General features: G+C 70.9%; 18 protein-coding genes. 9 read left to right on the forward strand and 9 right to left on the reverse strand.

The window, feature by feature from the left end:
• Nucleotides 1–4: 4 nt before the first annotated feature.
• The 6 genes from A3CQ_RS0123185 (at nucleotide 5) to rocD (ending at nucleotide 4953) form a co-directional block, all read left to right on the forward strand.
• On the forward strand, nucleotides 5–964 hold the full coding sequence (locus A3CQ_RS0123185; protein WP_020513345.1) for an alpha/beta hydrolase: 960 nt from the start codon (nucleotides 5–7) through the stop codon (nucleotides 962–964).
• A gap of 5 nt (nucleotides 965–969) precedes the next feature.
• Nucleotides 970–1347 carry a cupin domain-containing protein gene (locus tag A3CQ_RS0123190; protein ID WP_157296194.1) on the forward strand — a complete coding sequence of 126 codons (378 nt, stop codon included), beginning with the start codon at nucleotides 970–972 and terminating at the stop codon, nucleotides 1345–1347.
• Between the two features lie 122 nt (nucleotides 1348–1469).
• Nucleotides 1470–2069, forward strand: coding sequence for an ATP-dependent Clp protease proteolytic subunit (locus A3CQ_RS0123195; protein ID WP_051115321.1), 600 nt, complete (start codon nucleotides 1470–1472; stop codon nucleotides 2067–2069).
• 136 nt (nucleotides 2070–2205) lie between these two features.
• Complete coding sequence (locus A3CQ_RS57640) at nucleotides 2206–2799, forward strand: hypothetical protein (protein WP_157296196.1); 594 nt, start codon at nucleotides 2206–2208, stop codon at nucleotides 2797–2799.
• Between the two features lie 121 nt (nucleotides 2800–2920).
• Complete coding sequence (ddaH, locus tag A3CQ_RS0123205; RefSeq protein ID WP_342663683.1) at nucleotides 2921–3733, forward strand: dimethylargininase; 813 nt, start codon at nucleotides 2921–2923, stop codon at nucleotides 3731–3733.
• On the forward strand, nucleotides 3730–4953 hold the full coding sequence (gene rocD, locus A3CQ_RS0123210) for an ornithine--oxo-acid transaminase (protein WP_020513350.1): 1224 nt from the start codon (nucleotides 3730–3732) through the stop codon (nucleotides 4951–4953). Before ddaH ends, rocD begins: the two co-directional genes overlap by 4 nt.
• 103 nt (nucleotides 4954–5056) lie before the next feature.
• On the opposite strand, the gene A3CQ_RS0123215 is transcribed toward rocD, so the two are convergent.
• Nucleotides 5057–6214, reverse strand: coding sequence for an FHA domain-containing protein (locus A3CQ_RS0123215; RefSeq protein ID WP_020513351.1), 1158 nt, complete (start codon nucleotides 6212–6214; stop codon nucleotides 5057–5059).
• Between the two features lie 114 nt (nucleotides 6215–6328).
• Between A3CQ_RS0123215 and A3CQ_RS0123220 the strand changes: the two genes are divergently transcribed.
• Entirely contained in the window at nucleotides 6329–7114 is a 786-nt protein-coding gene (locus tag A3CQ_RS0123220) for a LolA-like protein (protein ID WP_040432721.1), read from the forward strand.
• Here the strand turns inward: A3CQ_RS0123220 and A3CQ_RS0123225 are convergent.
• A complete protein-coding gene (locus A3CQ_RS0123225) occupies nucleotides 7093–8178 on the reverse strand; it encodes a 1-acyl-sn-glycerol-3-phosphate acyltransferase (protein WP_020513353.1) in 1086 nt (361 codons plus the stop codon). The two genes, A3CQ_RS0123220 and A3CQ_RS0123225, sit on opposite strands and share 22 nt — an antisense overlap.
• Nucleotides 8178–9026 carry a patatin-like phospholipase family protein gene (locus tag A3CQ_RS0123230; protein ID WP_020513354.1) on the reverse strand — a complete coding sequence of 283 codons (849 nt, stop codon included), beginning with the start codon at nucleotides 9024–9026 and terminating at the stop codon, nucleotides 8178–8180. Before A3CQ_RS0123230 ends, A3CQ_RS0123225 begins: the two co-directional genes overlap by 1 nt.
• A gap of 39 nt (nucleotides 9027–9065) precedes the next feature.
• Between A3CQ_RS0123230 and A3CQ_RS0123235 the strand changes: the two genes are divergently transcribed.
• Nucleotides 9066–10391, forward strand: a complete 1326-nt coding sequence (locus A3CQ_RS0123235; protein ID WP_020513355.1) for a serine hydrolase domain-containing protein — start codon at nucleotides 9066–9068, stop codon at nucleotides 10389–10391.
• A gap of 239 nt (nucleotides 10392–10630) precedes the next feature.
• Here the strand turns inward: A3CQ_RS0123235 and A3CQ_RS0123240 are convergent, their stop codons facing one another.
• The 6 genes from A3CQ_RS0123240 to A3CQ_RS0123265 all read right to left on the reverse strand — a co-directional run bounded on the left by A3CQ_RS0123240 (nucleotide 10631) and on the right by A3CQ_RS0123265 (nucleotide 19829).
• The gene (locus tag A3CQ_RS0123240) at nucleotides 10631–11992 is read right to left on the reverse strand and encodes a chitinase (RefSeq protein ID WP_370657619.1); all 1362 of its coding nucleotides are present in this window, start codon (nucleotides 11990–11992) and stop codon (nucleotides 10631–10633) included.
• Nucleotides 11993–12065: 73 nt separating this feature from the next.
• Entirely contained in the window at nucleotides 12066–12563 is a 498-nt protein-coding gene (locus A3CQ_RS59285) for a hypothetical protein (protein ID WP_020513357.1), read from the reverse strand.
• A gap of 68 nt (nucleotides 12564–12631) precedes the next feature.
• Nucleotides 12632–15790 carry a zinc metalloprotease gene (locus A3CQ_RS57650; RefSeq protein WP_020513358.1) on the reverse strand — a complete coding sequence of 1053 codons (3159 nt, stop codon included), beginning with the start codon at nucleotides 15788–15790 and terminating at the stop codon, nucleotides 12632–12634.
• A 195-nt stretch (nucleotides 15791–15985) separates the two neighbouring features.
• Complete coding sequence (locus tag A3CQ_RS0123255; protein WP_020513359.1) at nucleotides 15986–17488, reverse strand: S1C family serine protease; 1503 nt, start codon at nucleotides 17486–17488, stop codon at nucleotides 15986–15988.
• 39 nt (nucleotides 17489–17527) lie between these two features.
• Nucleotides 17528–19108 carry a sensor histidine kinase gene (locus A3CQ_RS0123260; RefSeq protein ID WP_020513360.1) on the reverse strand — a complete coding sequence of 527 codons (1581 nt, stop codon included), beginning with the start codon at nucleotides 19106–19108 and terminating at the stop codon, nucleotides 17528–17530.
• 7 nt (nucleotides 19109–19115) lie between these two features.
• Complete coding sequence (locus A3CQ_RS0123265; RefSeq protein WP_020513361.1) at nucleotides 19116–19829, reverse strand: response regulator transcription factor; 714 nt, start codon at nucleotides 19827–19829, stop codon at nucleotides 19116–19118.
• A 274-nt stretch (nucleotides 19830–20103) separates the two neighbouring features.
• Here A3CQ_RS0123265 and A3CQ_RS0123270 point away from each other — a divergent pair.
• Nucleotides 20104–20640 (forward strand): hypothetical protein (locus A3CQ_RS0123270; RefSeq protein WP_211216664.1); only part of this gene is annotated, 537 nt, incomplete at its 3' end.

The following is a 20640-nucleotide window of genomic DNA, read 5'->3' on the forward strand; positions in this document are numbered from 1 at the left end:
TCCGATGTCCGCACATAACCGCATCGTTCTCGAGCCCGCGGCGCAAGACCTCGCCGATGCCACCGCGAAGCCGCCCTTCCTGTACGAGCTCGGGCCGGAAGCGGCCCGCAAGCTTCTCGACGACCTGCAGTCGGGTCCGGTCGAGGCCCCGCCCGTCGACGACCGATGGGTCACCGTCCCGGCCGCCGCCGGGGACGTCCGCGTCCGCGTCGTCAAGCCGGTCGACGCCGGGCCGCTGCTGCCCGTCGTCGTCTACATGCACGGGGGAGGCTGGATTCTGGGCAACGCCGGCACCCACGACCGGCTCGTCCGTGAGCTTGCCGTCGGCGCGCACGCGGCCGTCGCGTTCGTCGAGTACACGCCGTCGCCGGAGGCCCGCTATCCGGTCGCGATCGAACAGGGATACGCCACCGCACAGTGGATCATCCGCGAAGGAGCGTCCTACGGGCTGGACGCGAGCCGGATGGCGGTCGCGGGCGAGTCGGTCGGCGGGAACATGACGGCGGCGCTCGCGCTCATGGCCAAGCAACGCGGCGACGTCACGTTCGTGCAGCAGTCGCTCTACTACCCGGTCACCGACGCCGCCATGGACACCGCCTCCTACGACGAGTTCGCCACGGGCTACTACCTCAGCCGCCGGTCCATGGAGTGGTTCTGGGACGCGTACGTTCCGGACACGGCGCAGCGTACGGAGATCACCGCTTCGCCGAACCAGGCCGACGTCGAGCAGCTCCACGGACTACCCCCGGCGCTGCTGCTGGTCGACGAGGCCGACGTGCTCCGCGACGAGGGTGAGGCGTACGCGGCCAAGCTTCGTCTCGCGGGCGTGCCGGTCACCACCGTGCGCTACGACGGCACGGTCCACGACTTCATGTTGCTCAACTCGCTGGCCGGCACGCGGGCCGCGCGCGCGGCCATCGCCCAGGCCATCGACTTCCTGCGTACCGCATTGACCGCGAGGTGATCGCCGTGACCACCGCATCGCAACCGGCCGACGCGCTGGCCGGAAAGCTCAAGCGCACCGAGCTCCTCCGTCAGCCGTCCTCGATACCCGGACGCGAGATCGTCCAGGTCCGCACCGAGATTCCCGTCGGCGTCGAGTCGGGCTGGCACACCCATCCCGGTGAAGAGGTCGGCTTCATCCTCGCCGGCACCGTGACCATGATGATCGAGGGATGGCCGACCCTCACCCTGCACGCCGGCGACCCCTTCCTCATCCCGCCCGGCACACCGCACAACGCCCTCGACGTCGGGCCCGGAACCGGCCAGATGCTGTCCACCTACATCGTCGAGATCGGCCGCCCGCTGGCGGCGCTGTTGCCGTCCCCGGGAAGACATATGGGATGAAACCGACGGTGATCCTCGCCCACGGCACGTCAGGTCGGCAACGGGCTCCGATGAGGAGCCGGCGGTTATGCCTAGAGGAGAATCGCTGGGTGCGGGTCGGATGGATGAGAGAAAGTAAGAGCATGAGTGTTGACGAGTTGGCGATGCGCGGCGGCGCATCCTTCGACGACCAGGTCTTCGAGCGGCTCCTGCGGGAGCGCATCATCTTCCTGGGCAGCGAGGTGAATGACGAGGTCACCAACCGCATCTGCGCCCAGATGCTGCTGCTCGCCTCGAACGACAGCGAGAAGGACATCGCGCTGTACATCAACTCGCCCGGTGGCTCGATCAGCGCCGGCATGGCGGTGTACGACACGATGCAGTACATCAAGAACGACGTGGCCACGATCGCGATGGGCATGGCGGCCTCGATGGGCCAGTTCCTGCTCTGTGCCGGCACCCCCGGCAAGCGGTACGCGCTGCCGCACGCGCGGATCATGATGCACCAGCTCTCCGGCGGCATCGGCGGCACCGCGGCCGACATCGCCATCCAGGCCGAGAGCATGCTGCACATCAAGAACGTGATGAACGAGCGGATCGCGTTCCACAGCGGGCACACCGCGGAAGAGATCGAGCGCGACGCCGACCGCGACCGCTGGTTCACGGCCAAGGAGGCGAAGGAGTACGGCCTCGTCGACCACGTGATCAGCAAGGCCAGCGACGTCGTCTCCCTGCCGGCCTGAGAAACGCCGCCTGAGAGACACCGCTGAGACACCCTGAAGGGGCGCGTGACCTGCCGGTCCGCGCCCCTTGGTGTGCCCGGCGCGAGATCGGGGTACAGGCAGTGTCATCCCCGACATCGTCAAGGAGGTGCTGGACGTGAGAATCCCGACGTTCTCCCGCCAGACCGAGCCCGAGACCGCGGAGGCCGAGCGTCCGGCGGCGGCGAGTCCCGCCACGGCCACCGACAACCGCACCACTCCCGTGCTACCCCGGCGGGACGATGAGCCGACGACCACCGAGCTGCGGCGCACGCCTCCCCCGCCACCGCCGCCCTCGACCGTGTCCCGGCCCGTCTTCCCGAAGGACGACACCGACACTGACACCGACACCGACACCGCGGTCCGGCCACCGGTCGCCGCCGGGCCGAAACCGCGGGCCAGCATGCTCGCCACGTTCGGCCTGATCCTCGGCGTGGCCGCCGTCCTGCTGGTGCTCTCCGGGCCGCTGCTCGGCTGGGGCATCGGCGTGGCCGGCCTGGCGCTGATCCTGTCACTCAGCGGTATCCACGCCACCGGCAAGCGGCACGTGGCCGGCAAGTCCGATGCACTGCTCGGCATGGTGCTGGCGCTCGGCGCGATCGTGCTCGGTGTGCTGGCCCTGACCGGGTCGCTGTCCTGGCTGGGCACGGACACCAACTCGGTCTCCACGTTCCGCGAGTGGCTGGACGCGCACACGGTCAACCACTTCTGACGGGCAGCAGGGGCGGTCCCGATGGGGCCGCCCTTGCCCATGCAATGATTCGCCGCCACAACGGCTGAGTACGCAACAATCGAACGCGGCACGCACGGTTGAGCGCTGGGTGCAACCACGGGTGCGACCTAGCGTTTCAGTCATGCGCCGATACCTCATGTGCCGCCCCACCCACTTCGCGGTCACGTACCGGATCAACCCGTGGATGGATCCCACGGCGCCCTACGACAACGCGCTCGCCGTCTCGCAATGGGAGACGCTGCGGCAGACATATCTCGATCTCGGGCACACCGTCGACCTGATCGACCCGCTGCCGGGCCTGCCCGACATGGTCTTCGCCGCCAACGGCGCCACCGTCGTCGACGGCCGGGTGCTGGCCGTGCAGTTCCGCGACGCCGAGCGGGCCGACGAGGCCCCGGCGTACGCCGCATGGTTCCGCGAGCACGGCTTCGACGTGACCGTGCCCAAGCACACCAACGAGGGCGAGGGCGACATCCTGCTGGCCGGCGACATCATGCTCGCCGGCACCGGCTTCCGCACCTCGCACGCCTCGCACGCGGAGACGCAGGAGGTCCTCCAGCGCCCGGTGATCACGCTGCAGCTGGTCGACCCCGCGTACTACCACCTCGACACGGCGCTGTGCGTGCTCGACGACACCAACGTCGCGTACTTCCCGCCGGCCTTCTCCCCCGGCTCGCAGGCCGTCCTCCGCCAGCTGTACCCGCACGCGATCATCGCGAATGCGGAGGATGCCGCCGTATTGGGCCTCAACGCGGTCAGCGACGGCCGTACCGTTGTCCTGCCGGTGCAGGCCACTCACCTGACCGCCGAGCTCAAGGCGGCCGGCTACCAGACCATCGGGGTCGACGTCTCCGAGCTTCGCAAGGCCGGCGGCGGACCCAAGTGCTGCACGTTGGAGGTGCGCTCATCATGACCAGTGTTGACCTTCGTACGCCGGAAGCGCTCGCGGAGGCCGAGCGCTGGACGGCGCACAACTACCACCCGCTGCCGGTCGTCATCGCCGAGGCCGAGGGCGCCTGGGTCACCGACGTCGACGGCCGCCGCTACCTGGACTTCCTCGCCGGGTACTCGGCCCTGAACTTCGGCCACCGGCACCCCGGCCTGATCGCGGCCGCGCACGCCCAGCTCGACCGGGTCACGCTGACCAGCCGGGCCTTCGTGCACGACCAGTTCGGCGAGTTCTGCCACGAGCTGGCCACGCTGTGCGGGAAAGACCTCGTCCTGCCGATGAACACCGGCGCCGAGGCGGTCGAGACGGCGATCAAGGTGTCCCGCAAGTGGGGATACCAGGTCAAGGGCGTCCCGGACGGGCAGGCCGAGATCATCGTGGCGGCCGACAACTTCCACGGGCGTACGACCACGATTGTGAGCTTTTCCACCGATCCGGACGCGCGCAACGACTTCGGGCCGTACACCCCCGGATTTGTGATCGTCCCCTACGGCAACCTGGCCGCCCTGGCCGACGCGATCACGCCGAACACGGTGGCCGTGATGATGGAGCCGATCCAGGGCGAGGCGGGCGTGCTGGTGCCGCCGGAGGGCTACTTCGGCGGCGTCCGGGAGCTCTGCGACGCCCACAATGTGCTGTTCGTGGCCGACGAGATCCAGTCCGGGCTGGGCCGCACCGGCACGACCTTCGCGATCGAGCACGAGGAAGTCGTCCCCGACATGTACGTGCTGGGCAAGGCGCTCGGCGGCGGCATCGTGCCGGTGTCCGCGGTCGCCGCCGACCGGGCGGTGCTCGGGGTGCTCAAGCCGGGCGAGCACGGCTCGACCTTCGGCGGCAACCCGCTGGCCTGCGCGGTCGGCGTCGAGGTCGTGCGGCTGCTGCAGACCGGTGAGTTCCAGCGGCGCTCGGCCGAGCTCGGCGACCGGCTGCACGCGGGACTGAACGCCCTGGTCGGCAAGGGTGTCGTGGCGGTGCGCGGGCGCGGGCTGTGGGCCGGCGTCGACATCGACCCGGCGCTGATGACCGGCCGGCAGGCCTGCGAGCGGCTGGCCGCCCGCGGCGTCCTCGCCAAGGACACGCACGGCTCGACCATCCGCCTCGCCCCGCCGCTGATGGTGACCGCGGACGAGCTGGACCACGCCATCGCCCAGTTAACGGCCATACTTCGCGATTGCCGCCGGTGAGATGGCATGTGGTTTTTCGACGCCGCGGGGTTTGCGGGGTCGGAAAACCGCCTGCCATCTCACCGGTTACAAGGCAATCGCCCGCGGAGCGAAGCGGAGCCAGCTAGCTCCGTTCGAACTTGCGGAGGGCCATCGTCGGCGCCTCGCCCATCACCGACTGGGTCTGGGCGACGCCGCCGGTGGCCCACAGCTTCGAGCGGCCCACGTTCACGCCGCCGTAGAGCTCGACCACGTCGGCCGGCGCCAGCTGGCGGGACTCGCCGCGACCCAGCGTGACCCGCTCGTCGTCGTCCTCCGAGCCGCCCGGCCGGATGCCGGTGCCGTTCGTGCTCACGTCCTCGACGACCAGGCCGCCGCCCGGGAGCAGGGTGAACTTCGCGTGTCCGCGGCTGATCCACTTCCGGGCGTCCTCGGTGAGCCACTGGCCGAGCATGACGCCCTTGCCACCCTCGGGTGCGCGGCCGACCACGACCGGCGCGTCGGCCGAGACCACGAAGCGCTTGCGGACCACGCCGTCGATGCGTACGGAAAGAACCTCGACGGCCGGGCGGGCCCCCGCGTCCTTGAGTTTCGCGCCGTGCCGCGGGCAGCTCGGCACCCCGGCCCGGATCGCCGGCGGCGGCTGCGCCACCGGGCTGGTGAACGTGCGCATGTCGGCGAACGGGCTGTCCGGGTCGCCGCCCGAGCCGAAGCTCGTGCAGTTGGACTCGGAGCAGCGCCACACCCGGGCCAGCATCCGCTCCCCCATCGGCGAGCGCTCCGGCTGCTTGGTGGGGTCGCCGCGACCGACCCGGGAGACCAGCACCGGCGCGCCGCCCTCGCCCGCCACCGCGGCCAGCAGCCGGCCCGGCTCGTCGATCCACTGCCGGCGCCCGCGGAACTGGTCACCCCGGGTGCGGGTCAGCACCGGCACGCCCAGCAGCTCGGCCACCTCGAAGACCCGGTCGTCGAGCACGGGCACCACCTCGACCTTGCCGTCGTCGGCCCAGCGGCGGATCACCATGCGCTCGTTCGAGGTGAGATCGGTGTCGGAGAGCAGGCCGCGCGGGGACACGACGTAGACCGGGACGTTGTCCTCGGCCAGGTAGCGGCCCAGGGCGTCGACGACCAGGCCGAGGCGCACCGAGCTGGCCGGACGACCGCCGTCGAGGTCGGCGTACCGCACGATCTCGGACAGGTCCACGACCGCGCGCGCCAGCGCCGGGTCGGTGCTCAGCCGCGCCTCGATGGCGTCCAGCACCTTGCTGACCTCGAACCTCACGGATCCTCCAGGTGTTTTGCCTCCCGCCATAATGCCGCGTCACCCGGGGTCGTTTGCCCACCGGGGCGGTCGGGAATTGATGTCTGTCACCTCGAACTGTCAGGAAGGACGGACATGCGGACACCACGGCTCGCCGGTTTGGGCCTCGCGACGATGGCCACAGTCGCCCTCGCGGTGGCCGGCTGCGGCGACAACACCGCCGCCACGCCGTCGTCGAGCGGCGCCCCGGCCCCCCATACAAGCGTCACCGGTTCGGCCGATCCCACGGCGGCCGCGAAGCTCTCCGTCGCGGCCGAGCAGCTCGGCGACACCAGCTTCACCCTCACGGCAACATCCGGACCCGGCTTCAAGCTGACCGCGTCGATCGACCCGCCCGGCGGCAAGGGCACCGCCCAGCTCACCGCGAGCGGCCCGAACGCCGAGATCAACATCAAGACCCTGCTGATCGGGCAGGACCTCTACGCGCAGGTGCCCGGAATCACCAAGGCCGGCACCTGGACCCACGTCGACGGCTCCCGGTTGCCCGCGGGCGTGAACATCGGGCTCAAGCCCGGCCAGATCGACCCGGTGAGCACGGCCGACCTGCTGAAGAACACCACCGACGTCAAGGCGACCAGCGATACGAGCTACTCCGGCTCGCTGGATCTGTCGAAGGCGGCCGGGCTGGCCGGCCTCGGCCAGGTCACCGTCGCCGCCTCGGACGCGCCGGTGCAGAACGTGCCGTTCACGGCCACCCTGGACCCGCAGGGCCGGCTTTCCACGCTCACCGTCGAGCTGCCGCAGAGCGAGCCGCTCCAGGTGACGTACGCGAACTACGGCAAGCCGATCACCGTGACCGCGCCCGCCGCCTCGGAGATCACCGAGGCGCCGGACAGCTTCTACAGCTCGCTCGGCTCCTGAGCCTTCTCCCGAGGACCACGCCGGCGGGCGGTCCAGTCCGTGCTCAGCGGGCGGACCGTCGGCCGGTGCTCCTCGATCCACGAGTCGATCCGGGCCCACCAGTCGTAGAGCCAGACGACCCGCTCCTCCTCTCCGGCCGGCACCTCCTCGGGCGGAACGCTCCAGAACCGCATGACCAGCTGCTTGTCCATCGGCAGCTCGCGCCACACGTCGGCCACGGTCATCAGCCGGTCGAGCCCGGTGTGCGCCACGAAGATCACCCCGGCGTCGGGGGCCGCGTCGATCGCCGCCGAGAGGCCGCCCGGCTTCGGCGGCAGCAGGTTGCGCAGGTTCTCCGCCCGTTCCGCCATGTCGGACAGCCCGCGGGCGCGCAGCCAGGCGATGGCCTTGATCCGGCGGCGCGGCGTGAAGTTGCCGCCCTCCGGGAAGATCACGAACGCGTCGTTGTCGTCCAGGCCGTCGGCCAGCTCGCCGACCTCCTGCTCGAGGTTCTTCGAGATCGACCGACCCGGCGAGATGAACCGGCTCGGCAAGCGGTTGAGCAGCACGTCGATCGCCGGGTCCCATTGCAGGGTCGCCTTCAGCACTATCCGCGGCTCGCGGTCGAACCAGTTGACGAGGCCGTGGATCAGGATGAACGAGTCACCCGGGCCGGCGTGCCGGCTCACCACGATCTCGGGGCGGCCCGGCATCGCGGTGTCCGGGTCGGTGCCGACCACGTCCACGGTCAGGTGCAGCGACCAGCGGGCCACCCAGAACAGGACCCCGAGCAACTTGCCGGTCAGCACGTAGTGGGCCCGCTGGAACCGCGGGTTGCGGATCTTCCACCCGAAGCCGGAGACGACCCAGAGCACGACCAGCGCTACCAGCGCGGCCGCGTCCCACACCACGTACACGATCGCCAGGAACACCAGCCGGGGCACCCGCAGATGGCCGGGGACCAGCGGCGACGCGGCGAGCGCGAGCAGCAGCCAGACCGGCAGGGTGGTCAGCAGGCCGACCGCGAGCAGCACGACCGCCGGCGCGAAGATCAGCCGGCGAACCCAGACCGGGGGCAGCGGCATCAGCCACCGCCCGGCAGCGGGTTCACGTTCGCCGACAGATAGCGGCGGGACGCCGTGTAGGCGCGGCTGATCCGGCGGCCGACGGCCGCCATGTCGCGGTACGCCCACGGGCTGTCGTCGCGGGTATCGCCGCCGCCGCTGGGAAGGACGTGCACGCGTACATCGTCGGGCAGCGAGGCAAGCTCGCGCGCGAACCGGTGCCGGCGGGCGATCTCGAACGCCACCTGGGCCACCTCCCACGGCCGGCGGGGCACGCTGAGCGGGCGCTCGATCCGCCCCACCTGGAGCACGAAGATCAGTCTCGCACCGAGCCGGACCGCTTCACCGATCGGGATCGAATTGACGATCCCGCCGTCCACATAGTGCTCCCCCGAGATCTCCATGGGCGGCAGCAGCCCCGGCACCGCCGACGACGCCAGCACCGCGTCGACCAGCGGACCGCTGTCGAACCAGTGCTCGGCGGCCCGCTCGATGCTGGCCGCGCAGCAGTGGAACGGGGTCTTCAGGTCGGCGAACGTGGTGTGCTCGCCGAGCTCGCCCTCGAGCAGCCGGCGCAGCGGGCGGGGCGAATGGAGGTGGGTACGGGCCGCGAACCGGCGCATCTGCCGGCCGATCGAGTCGCCGTAGACCGCGGCCGCCTCGGGCGACGTCCAGAGGCGCACCAGCCGGTCGGTGACGGCCTCGCTCGGATCGGCGGCGACCAGGGCGCCGTTGACCGCGCCGATCGACGTACCGACCACCACGTCCGGGCGGAAACCGGCGCGGAAGAGCGCACGGAGCATGCCCACCTCGACCGCGCCGAGAACTCCACCGCCACCGAGCACGAACGCCACCGGACTGTTGACCATGACTTCATCCTGGCACGGACGCGTGTCATCATCGTCGCCGTGACTCTTTCGCGCCGCGCCGTTCTGAGCTCGGGCCTGGCCGCCGGCGCCGCCGTGCTCGCGGGCTGCGGCCGGTCGTCATCGTCCTCCGCGACGTGGGCCGAGCCCGTCGCGACCAGCGCGCCGCTGCCGGAAGCCTCCGGTGCCGCGCAGGCGGTCAAGCCGGCCGGCGCGCCCGCCTCGCCCGCCGCTTCCGGGCCGTCTTACGCCGCCGGGGTCAGGGCCGCTCTGGTCAAATACCTCAAACCCACAAAAGACAACCCCAAGCATCCCGGGTACGCCGGAGCGGTAGCGCTCGTCGCACAGGACGGAAAGACGCAGCTCACGACGGCGGTCGGAAACGCGCTGCGATACGGCGCCGGTCCCGTCGACCTGCCCGCGGCGAAGCGCGTCGCGATGCGTACCGACTCGATCTTCGACCTGGCCTCGCTCACCAAGGTGTACACGGCGATCCTCACCCTGCAGCTGGTCGACCAGGGAAAGATCGCCCTCGACGCACCCGTCCAGCGGTACCTGCCCGAGTTCACCGGCGCCGGCAAGGACAAGGTGACGATCGCGATGCTGCTGGCGCACACCGGCGCGCTGCCGGTCGGCGCGAAGGTCACCGGGATGGCCGACAACACGGCCCGCTGGCGGTCGGTGATGACCGCGCCGCTGGTCAGCGGCGGGGTGCCGGGCACGACGTTCCGCTACTCGAGCGTCGGGCTCATGGTGCTGGGCCGGCTGGTCGAGAAACTCACCGGCAAAACCCTCGACCTGGCCGTACGGGATCACCTCACCACCCCGCTCGGGCTGAAGGACACCGGGTTCCGGCCGCTCAAGTGGGTCGCCGACAAGCAGCGCCTGGTGGCCACCGATGCCCGCACCTCCCGTGGCCTGCTGCGCGGCACGGTCCACGACGACGTCTGCAACATCCTCGGCGGGGTGGCCGGACACGCCGGCATGTTCGCCAGCGCCCGGGACGTCGCGGTCATCGGCCAGATGCTGTTGAACGGCGGCACCTACAACGGCAAGCGCATCCTCTCCGCCGCGACCGTCAAGAAGATGCTCACCGACGTCAACAAGGGCAAGCCGGCCATCGACGCCGAACGCCCGGGCCGCTCCGCCGACCACGGCCTCGGCGTGGAGATCAACCAGCCCTGGTTCATGGGCAGGCTGGCCTCCGCCACGTCCTTCGGCCACACCGGCTTCACCGGCACGTCGCTGCTGGTGGTCCCGGCCCGCCGCATGGTGGTGGTCCTGCTGACGAACCGGGCCCATCCCAACTGGTCATGGTCCAACCCCGACACGCACCGGGTGGCGGTCCACAACGCGATCGCCGCCTGACGGCCTGCACATCTAGGCCCTTCGGGACGATGTCCGCGTCCCGGGCGATTCGCCGACAGGCCGGATCCGCTGTTCTGGGTTGGGTTGAGCGCGACCGCTCACGCAGGCCGCCCGGTCGGGTCGAGCGTTTTGGGCGCTTCAGCGCCCTGCTCGACCCGGCCGGGTCCCGGCGGGAGCGGCGGCCTGTACCCACCACCCAGCTACGACATGAAGCTCTTGAATTTGTTCTTCTGAATCAGCTACGGCAGCGACTTCACGTACTTGCCGTTCTGGTTCTGGAACTCCCAGCCGTAGTACTTGTCCCAGTTGATGCTCCACGTCATGAGGCCGCGGAAGTTGGGGTTCGTGCCGCTCCGGAGGGTGTACCCGCCGCAGTTCGCGCCGTTGACCAGGCAACCGACCGCCTGCTGGACGGCCGACGGGGCCACGTAGCCGTTGCCGGCGCTGACCGAGCTCGGGGCGCCGAAGCCGACCTGGTCCTCGCGGAGGGCGGGGAACATGTTGGCGGTGTTGCCGGCGACCGGGAAGCCGGCCATCAGCATGTCGGTCATGGCGATGTGGAAGTCGGCGCCGCCCATCGAGTGGTACTGGTTGTCGAGGCCCATGATCGAGCCGGAGTTGTAGTCCTGGACGTGCAGGATCGTCAGGAAGTCGCGGACGGCGTAGATGACCGGGAGGTACGAGCCGGCGCGCGGGTCCTGGCCACCCCACGGCCCGGAGCCGTAGTACTGGTAGCCCAGCTGGACGAAGAAGGTCTCGGGGGCCATGGTCAGCACGAAGCCAGCGCCGTAGCGGGCCTTGAGCGACTTCAGGGCGCTGATCAGGTTGACGATGACCGGGGTGGTCGGGTTCTTGAAGTCGGTGTCGCCGGTGTTCAGCGACAGCGAGTGGCCCTCGAAGTCGATGTCGACGCCGTCCAGGCCGTACTTGTCGATGATGGCGCTGACCGAGCTCACGAAGGTGTCGCGGGCCGCGGTCGTGGTGAGCTGCACCTGGCCGTTGGCGCCGCCGATGGAGAGCAGCACCTTCTTGCCGGCGGCGCGCTTGGCCCGGATGGCCGCGATGAAGTCGGCCTGCGACTCGACGCCGGGGCACTCGGTGGCGGGGCACAGCGTGAAGCGGATGTCGCCGGAGGTGGCGCTGGTCGGCTCGCCGAAGGCCAGGTCGATGATGTCCCAGTCGGCGGGGACATCCGCCATGCGCACATAGCCGGAGCCGTTGGCGAAGCTCGCGTGCAGGTATCCGATCAGCGCGTGCTTGGGGATGCCGGTGGCCGGAATCGAGGTCGGCGGGGTGGTCGGCGTCGTGGTGGGGGGCGTTGTCGGAGTCGTCGTGGGCGGCGTCATGGTGGGTGACGTCGTCGGCGGCGTGGTGCCGCCGCAGGCGCCGTTGTCGGCCCAGACGTCCCACTGGCCGGAGTGGGTGGCGGGGGATTCGTTCTGGGTCCACCACTTGGCGGTGTAGTTGTGCCCGTTCTGGGAGGCGGAGTTGCCGCCGACGTAGACGGCGGTGGCACTCCACGCGGGGGCGCAGGCGGTCGCGGCGCTCGCCGAGGAGGCCAGGTAGACCGTGGCTCCTCCGGCGGCTAGGGATACGACCATGGCGAAGATCATCGATCGGCGCATGGCCAATTATTAGGACTGTTAACTGTAATTGTAAATAGATGAAGTCTGATCAGCTGTCGTGCGTCCACTCGGCCCGGTCGAGGAGGCCGTCGTTGTTGTCGTCGTACATCCGCTTCTCGAAGAACCCGTCGTGGTCCTTGTCGTAGTCGGCGAAGTCGACCCGGTTGTCCAGGTCGGTGTCGTGACCGACGAAGTCGGCCCGGCCGTCGCCGTCGAGGTCGACCAGGATCTCGGCGCCGCCGTGGCCGTCGCCGAGATAGGTCGCCTTGTCGAGATGGCCGTCGCCGTCGGCGTCCACCCGGTTGTGATAGCCCTTCGGCGGGGCCGCCCCCCGGATCGCCTCGGCGAGGTCGGGGCTCGAGGGCGCCGAGCCGAAGCCGCTCGTCGCGCCCACCGGGGGCAGCCCATCCAGGTCGGGCCGGTCGCCGAGGCCGGTGTGCGGCTCGCCCGGCGCCTCACCACCCGCGGCGAGGTCGCGCACCGTCATGCCGGCGGCCGTGCCGAACTCCGACCAGACACCGAGGTCGTCGCCGTCCTGTTGGCTCATTCCTAGAAGATAGGTCCGTCAGTCCAGTTCCGGCATCGCCACATGGCTTGGTCTTTGTCGGCGATCTTCTACGGCTGGGAGCTTTCCACGGAAGCCGTTCCGGTCGGGTCCGGGTCCGGCGGCGTCGTCGTCTCCGTCGGGGTCGGCGAGGTGGTGGTCGGTGCACTGGTCGGTTTCGACGTCGTCTTGGTCGGCGCGGCCGTCGTGGTCGGCCTCGTCGTCGGCCTGGTCGTCGTCGGCCGGGTGGTCGCCGTCGCGGTCGGATCGGTCGTCGTCCCGCCGGTCGGGTCGGTGGTCACCGTCGGCTCGGTCGTCGCCGGTTCGGAGGTGGCGCTCGCCGACGGATCGACGCTCGGCTCCTCGGACGGCTCGAGCGAGTCGGAGTCCGACGGCGACGGCTCCTCGGACGGCGTGTTGCCCTCGGTCGAGGGCGGCGTCACCGCCACGCCGTCGCCGCAGCTCAGCTCCTTGCCGGTGGCCTTGCTCGCGGCCCCGCCCACCGACACCGTGCCGGTCGAGACGCTCACCGCGTCCGGGTCGACCGAGTACCAGGCCGCACCGGAGTTGACCACCTTGCCCTGCGCGCGGGTGACGGTCAGCGCGAGCGGCTGGAACGCCCCGCTCGTGCCGGTGGTGTCGGCCAGCACCCGGCCGCCCTGCAGCGCGAGCGTGCCGCTGGGCGCCTGGTGGCGGCCGCCCGCCACGTCGAGGGCACCGATCGTGAGCCGCGCCCCGGCGCAGAGCACCGAGGCCCCGCCGCCCGGGAACGTGATCCGCGCCGTCGACTGGCCCGGCACCTCGATCTGCGCATCCCGGCCGATGTAACGCTGGTCGCCCGGCTCGAGCGTGGTCACCGAGCCGTCGACGGTCGCGTCGGCCGTCCCCTTGACCACCGTGAGCAGCACCCGGTCGCGCGGCATCTCGGCCCAGGCCGGCCCGGGCCGGAAGCTCAGCCCGGTCAGCACCAGGGCCACCACCAGCAGAAGCACGGTGAGCCACCAGAGCCGGCCCTCGAAGCGTCGGTCGACCGACGGGGTGTCGACGCCGTCGGGCGGGCCCGGCGGCACCGCGAGCGGCGGGTAGGCCTCCGGGGCCGGCGAGCCGGGACGCAGGGAGCCGACCGGCATCGGCGAACCCGGGCGATGGGCCGCGCCGACCAGCGGCGGCAGGTCCGAGGCATCGGGCAGGACCCACAGCCGTACGGGGCTCAACGTCTGCGCCACCATGCCGGGGCTGCCGTCGCCGACCGGGCCGACCAGGGTGCCCCGCCGCAGCTCGACCCCGTCCGGCATGGCGATCACGCCGGACTCGACGACCACCGCGTGAGTAGGGCCGGGCAGGATCACCGGCGCGCCCGGCTCGAGGTCGACCGGGTGCGCCGAGGCGATCAGCGCGAGCCGCTGGTCGACGGCGAGGCCGGCCAGCGCCGGAGTGTCCGAGAAGAGAGACTCGGCCTCGGCGCGGTCCTGCGGCGGCGGGCCGGGCAGCGGCCCGACCACCGACGCCACGGTGGCGCTCGGGATGTAGAGCAGCGCCGTGCCGGCCGTGTGCCAGTCGAGCTGGGTCGAGCGGCCGGTCAGGGCGTTGACCAGGCCGACCACGCCGCCGGGGCCGACGTGGTGCCGGACGGTTCCGGGCGGGTCGCCGGGCTTGCGGCCCTGCAGCGCGCCCTCGACGACCACGTAGACGGCGGACTGGGAGCCGCCGGCCCGGACCACCTGGCGGCCGGTGGGCGGGTGCTCCCAGCGGGCCCGGGCGGCGAGGCCGGCCAGCGCGGGCTCGGGCAGGCCGCCGAGGTCGGAGGCGCGCAGCGCGGCCAGCCGGCGGGGAATGTCGATCTCGCGGTTGCCCTCGGCGCGCTTGCGCCGCGACCGCGCCCACCACCGGGTGAGGCGGCTGAGCAGGAAGAAGACCGCGGGCGCGCCGAGCCCGAGGACGATCAGCAGGAGCAGCAGCGCGCCGAGCAGCCCGGCGTGCCAGAGCCCGGTGGCCAGGCCGGAGATGCGGTCGTCGAAGACCCGGAAGGTCAGCACGGCCGCCATCGCGAGCCAGGCCACGGCGACGATGCCGTAGAGCGCGATGAGCCGGCCCTCGCGGTCGAGCACCCCCCAGCGGGGCGAACGTCCGCGCAGCCGGCCGCCGACCCAGGCGAGGCCGCGGGCGCGCAGCTGCGGAATCTCCAGCCAGTCCATCAGCAGGTAGTTCCCGTCGAGCGGGAGGAACGGGCTGAGCTGGAAGAACGCGTTCACGTACCAGAGGAAGGCGAGCTTGAACGCGAGCCCGGACAGCGCCGGCACGGCCAGGCCACCCAGCTGGACCAGGCCGGCCAGGAACAGCGCACTGCCGGGGCCGGCCGCGGCCACGAGCAGGCGGGCGCGGCGGCCCGCCATCCAGACGTCGGTGGTGTCGACGAAGACGGACGGAATGCCGAAATAGACCAGCAGTCCGGCGGCAGGCACCTCGCGCCCGGCGGCCTTGGTGGCCAGCGCCCGGGCCAGCTCGTGGGTGACCAGCACGATGCCGTTGAGCACGATCAGCACGATCGCGCCCAGAAGGTAGGAGTCGGCGGTCAGGAACAGCGACCGGCTGCCGCGCAGCCAGGTGGTGGCGAACAGCATGGCGCCGAGGACGGCGAGCAGGCCGGTGACGACGAACCCGCCGGTGCCGAAGAAGAACCGGCCGCCCGTACGGTAGAGGGACGTGATCAGGCCGTCGACGTCGAAGACGAGCATCCGGCGGCCGCGCGCGGCGGCGAGCATCGAGTTGCCGACCCGCTCGGGCACCGATTTGCGGCGGGTCTCCTGCACCGGGCGGAACGCGTCCATCGGGAGCTCGTCGAGCATCCGGTTGCCGGCCAGGTCGGCCACCACCCGGCGGACCTGGTCGGGAGCGAGCCGGCCGGCGATCCGGGCGAACTCGGCGACCAGCCGGGCCACCGTGCTGTACCCGTCCATGAGCAGGGCGAGCTGCCACTCCTCGGGGGTGAGACGCAGGTATCCCGCGCGGGTGCCCGCGTCGGGCGAGCGCAGCATGATGTACTCGTCGCCGCGGGCGGAGGTGAGCTGGACGGCCTCGATGCCGGCGCGCAGCACGGGCCGGGCGCTCACCGGGTTGAGCCGGTCGACGACGGCGCCCCACAGGCCGGGATCGAGCGGGCCGCCGGGCTCTCCGGGAGCCCGTCCGGCCAGCGCTTCCCAGACGTTCATCCGGGTCTCGACGTAGGTCACCTGGGGGGCCTCTCACTGGTCGCCACCGATGGCGGAATGGAGAGTAGGCGGTCGGCCGTCGCCAACGCGAGTCCCCGGCGGCGATAAATGGTGCTTGCCACAAAAGTCCCTGATTAAGGCCATACACAGGCGTACGGCGGGCGGCGTGACAACCCCCTTGTCACGCCGCCCGCCGCAGCGGGGAGTGTTACTGGCTTATTCGGCCTCGGCCAGAGTGACCGTGACCTGCTTCTTGGCGCCGTCCCGGGTGTACTCGATCGACAACTTCTGTCCGACCGTGCCGCCCTGCACCGCGGCGACCAGGTCGTTGGAGCTGTCGATCGTCTTGCCGTCGACCGAGGTGATCACGTCGCCCTGCTGGAGGCCGGCCTTGGCGGCCGCGCTGTTGGCGGTGACGCTGGAGACCAGCGCGCCGCCGTTCTCGGCGTCGGTGACGCTGACGCCGAGCGCCGGGTGGCTCACCTTCTTGCCGGCCATCAGGTCGTTGGCCACCTGGCTGGCCTTGTCGCTCGGGATCGCGAAGCCGAGGCCGATGTTGCCGGAGCTCTGCCCCTGGGTGGCGATCGCCGAGTTGATGCCGATGACCTCGCCGTTGGTGTTGACCAGGGCGCCACCGGAGTTGCCGGGGTTGATCGGCGCGTCGGTCTGCAGCAGACCGGACATCGTCGTGCTGGCCGACTGCTGTTGCTGCTGGCTGCCGTTGCCGCCGAACGGGCTCTGCTGGCCCCCGTCGTCGCTGCTCGACTGGATGGTGCGGTCCTTGGCGCTGATGATGCCGGCCGTGACCGAGCCCTCGAGCCCGAGCGGGCTGCCGATCGCCAGCACCGTGTCGCCGACCTGCATCTTGGCGCTGCTGCCGAACTTGGCGGCGTGCAGGCCGGAGACGCCGCTCGCCTTGACCACGGCCAGGTCGGTACGCGGGTCGGTGCCGACGATGGTGGCCTGCGCCTTCTTGCCGTCGGCGAAGATGACCGTCACCGTGTTGCCCGTGGCGGTCGCGACCACGTGGTTGTTGGTGACGATGTAGCCGTCGGCGGTGAGGATCACGCCGGAGCCCTCGCCCGACTCGGTGGTGATCGACACGACGCTGTCCTGCACCTCGGAGGCGATCTGGGCGAGCGACGAGCGGTCGACCACGCGGGTGACCGACGAGTTCGCCTTCTGTGTCGTGGGGCTGCTTCCGTCGTTGTTGTCGAAGGCCAGCGCCGTGGCGGCGCCGACACCACCCGCGGCCAACGCGATCAGCACGGCGGCGGCGCCGGCCACGAAGATCTTCCGGCCGCGGCCGGTGGACGGCGGGCGCGTGCCGGTGTCGACCGGTGCGGCCCAGGCCGGCAGGCCCTCGCCCGCGGGCTGCTGCCACGCCTGGCCCTCGACCGCCGGCTGCTGCTGGGTGCCGGCCTGGTTCCAAGCGCCGGGGTACGCCGACTGCTGCGAGTACTGCTGGTAGGCGCCGTACGGCTGCTGCGGCTGCGGCTGCTGGTAGCCCGGCTGCTGCCACGGTGACTGCGGCTGGGCCTGCTGCCAGCCGGCGCCGGACTGCGGCGCGGCCGAAACCGGCGCACTCCACTGGGGCGCGGCCGGCTGCGCGGCAACCGGTTGCGGGGTGGCCGCCGGCTGCTCAGACTGGCCCCGCTCCGGGCTGCTGCTCTCAGGGGAGGCGTCCGCGGGGCGCGGGTCAATCTCGTTCTCGTTCATGACACCCACCATGCCCCGCCGTGCTCGTATCAGACTGTGTTACGCCTGGATGTTTTCTGTGAAGCTTTTATCGGCATTTAGGGTGGGCAAAGTGACCCGGAAGGTGGCACCCTTCCCCCGCTCGCTGACCACCTCGACGCTCCCCTGGTGGGCGCGCACGATGGCCGCGACGATCGCCAGCCCCAGGCCGGTGCCGGTCGCCTCCCGGTCGGCGTGCCGGGTGCGCGCCCCGTCGGCCCGGTAGAACCGCTCGAAGACGCGTGCCTTCTGCATCTCGGAGAGGCCCGGCCCGGTGTCCGCGATCTCCAGGACGGCCCGGTTGCCCTCCTCGGCGAACAGCCGCAGCGTAACGGAGGCCTCGGGCGGGGTGTGCACGATCGCGTTGGTCATCAGATTGCCGATCACCTGCCGCAGCCGGGCGTCGTCACCGTACGCCACCAGCCGGTCGCCCGGGTCGCGAACCTCGAGCTTGATCTGGCGCTCGGGCGCTATCGCCTCGGCCGCCTGCACCGCGTCGAGCGCGAGCACCGGCAGCTCGACCGGGCCGAGGTTGAGCGGCCGCTCCCGGTCGAGCCGGGCGAGCAGCAGCAGGTCCTCCACGAGCAGACCCATCCGGGCGGCCTCGTCCTCGATCCGGCGGACCAGCTTGGCCACGTCCTCCGGGTCGGAGACGGCGCCCTGGCGGTACAGCTCTGCGAAGCCACGGATGGTGGTCAGCGGGGTGCGCAGCTCGTGCGACGCGTCCGCCACGAACTGCCGCATCTTCGCCTCCGACGCCAGCGCCCGCGCCTCGGAGAGCCGGGCCGCCTCGGCCGCGTGCCGGGCCGCCTGCTCGGACTCCGCCCGCGCGATGAACGCCGCCTCGATCTGGGCGAGCATCGCGTTGAGCGCGCGCGAGAGCCGGCCCAGCTCGGTGGTGGGATCGCCGCCGCCGCCGTGGTCCTCGGGGTCGGGCACGCGCTGGCTGAGGTCGCCGGCGCCGATCGCGGCGGCGGTGCGCTCGATCTGCAGCAGCGGGATCAGGCTCTGCCGCACCAGGGCCGCGCCGACCGAGGCCAGCGCGATCAGCACCCCGACGCCGACCAGCAAGTCCGAGCGGACCAGCCGGGCGATCGCCTCGTCGATGCCGGTCATCCGCTGCCCGACGTAGAGCACGGTGCCGTCGTCGACCGGGACGACCAGCATCCGCCACAGGTACTTGCCGTCTTTCGAGCGAGCCGTGTACGGCGTGCCGACGTGCGAATTGATCGTGTCGACCGTGGTGAAGAACGCCGGGACCTCGTCGGCGCTCAGATCCTCGGGGATGACGGGGCCGAAGCCGGTCGTCGTCTTCTGTGTGGCCAGGTAGTCCGGCGGCACGACCACCTTGTACTGGGTGGTTTTGTTCAACAAGTTGTTGTGCTCGACGGCCGCCACCGAGGTGCCCGCGAACTGCTGCAGCTGCACGTCCATCCGCGAGATCAGGTAGCTGTGCAACGCGTACGTGCTGGCCAGGCTGATCAGCGTGAGCGCCGCGAAGACCAGGATCAGCACGGACGCGACCAGCTTGGTGCGCAGCGAGACGCGGCGCAGGTTGGGCTGCGGCGGGAGAGAGTTACGAACCCGCTCGGTCAGCGTCACCGTGGGCTCAGACGGCCGGTTTGCGCAGAACGTACCCGACGCCGCGCAGGGTGTGGATCAGCCGCGGCTGGACGTTGTCGACCTTGCGGCGCAGGTAGGAGATGTAGGACTCGACGATGTTGTCGTCACCGCGGAAGTCGTACTTCCAGACGTGGTCCAGGATCTGCGCCTTGGACAGCACCCGGTTGGCGTTGAGCATGAGGTAGCGCAGGAGCTTGAACTCGGTCGGCGACAGCTGCACGCGCTGGCCGGCCCGGTAGACCTCGTGGGTCTCCTCGTCGAGCTCGAGGTCGGCGAAGACGAGCCGGGACGGCGCCTCGTCGCCCTGGGAGGTACGCCGGAGCACCGCCCGGATGCGGGCGGTCAGCTCCTCGAGGCTGAACGGCTTGGTCACGTAGTCGTCGCCACCGAGCGTGAGCCCACGGATCTTGTCTTCGGTGCCGTCGCGGGCGGTCAGGAAGACCACCGGGGTGCGCTGCCCGCCCTCGCGCATGAGCCGGATGACCTCGAAACCATCGAGGTCGGGCAGCATGACGTCGAGAACGACGAGGTCGGGCGATGCGTTCTTCGCCGCGCTGACGGCAGCGCTGCCCGAGGTGGCGGTGCTGACGTCGAACCCGGCGAAGCGCAGACTTGCGGAGAGAAGCTCCAGAATGTTCGCATCGTCCTCGACGACGAGGAGTTTCGCCTCACTCTGCTTGGGCTGGGTCTGAGCTGCCATGTGACCCATTGTTTATCAATCCGCTGCAGCTTCGCTGCACAGCGGCTGAAAGTTGTCTGAGAAAGTACTCAGCTGGCGGGGCGACGCCACAGACGTTCATCAGGCTGGACAATATCCCGGTCTCGCGTAAAGTTCGGCCGGGGATGTCTGGGCGTGTGTGCTGGAGGTCAACTGGTGGCGGCGGCGCCGTGGTGATCGGCCCGCGGCCGGTTTTCAGGAGTTGTGCCGACTGTTGGCCGAGTCCGGGCCGGGCACGTTCGGCGAACTTGACAGCGTGGGTGCCCGGTCGGTGCTGCGCCGCTACTCCGACGCCTGGTTCTCCGCCGCTGCCCGCCGCAAGGCCGGCGCGACCGAGGTCCGATACCCACGCCGGCGACGAGCGTTGATGCCGATCCGCTGGTACCACGGCACCTTCACCCTCACCGGCCGCACGCTGCGCCTACCGACCGCCCGTGGCTGCCCTCCGCTGCTGGTCCGCCTGGACCGGCCGGTGCCATACCTGCCCGGCACGGTGCGGTCGGTGAAGTTGTTGTTTGCCGACGGCCGGCTCTGTATCGATGTCACCGCGGAACTGCCGGTCACCAGCTACCCGGCCGGGCACGCCCCCGACCCGCAGCGGGTGGCCGGCGTTGATCTCGGCATCATTCATCCGTTCGCGGTCGCCGGGCCCGGCGGTCAGGCGCTGCTGGTGTCCGGGCGGGCGATCCGGGCCGAGCACAGGCTGCACCTGGCCGACACCAAACGCCGCCAACGAGCGACCGCCGACCGCGCCCCTTCGCGTGGTCAGCACGGGTCACGACGATGGCGCAAG

This window comes from Paractinoplanes globisporus DSM 43857 (genome assembly GCF_000379645.1).
GTDB lineage: Bacteria > Actinomycetota > Actinomycetes > Mycobacteriales > Micromonosporaceae > Actinoplanes > Actinoplanes globisporus.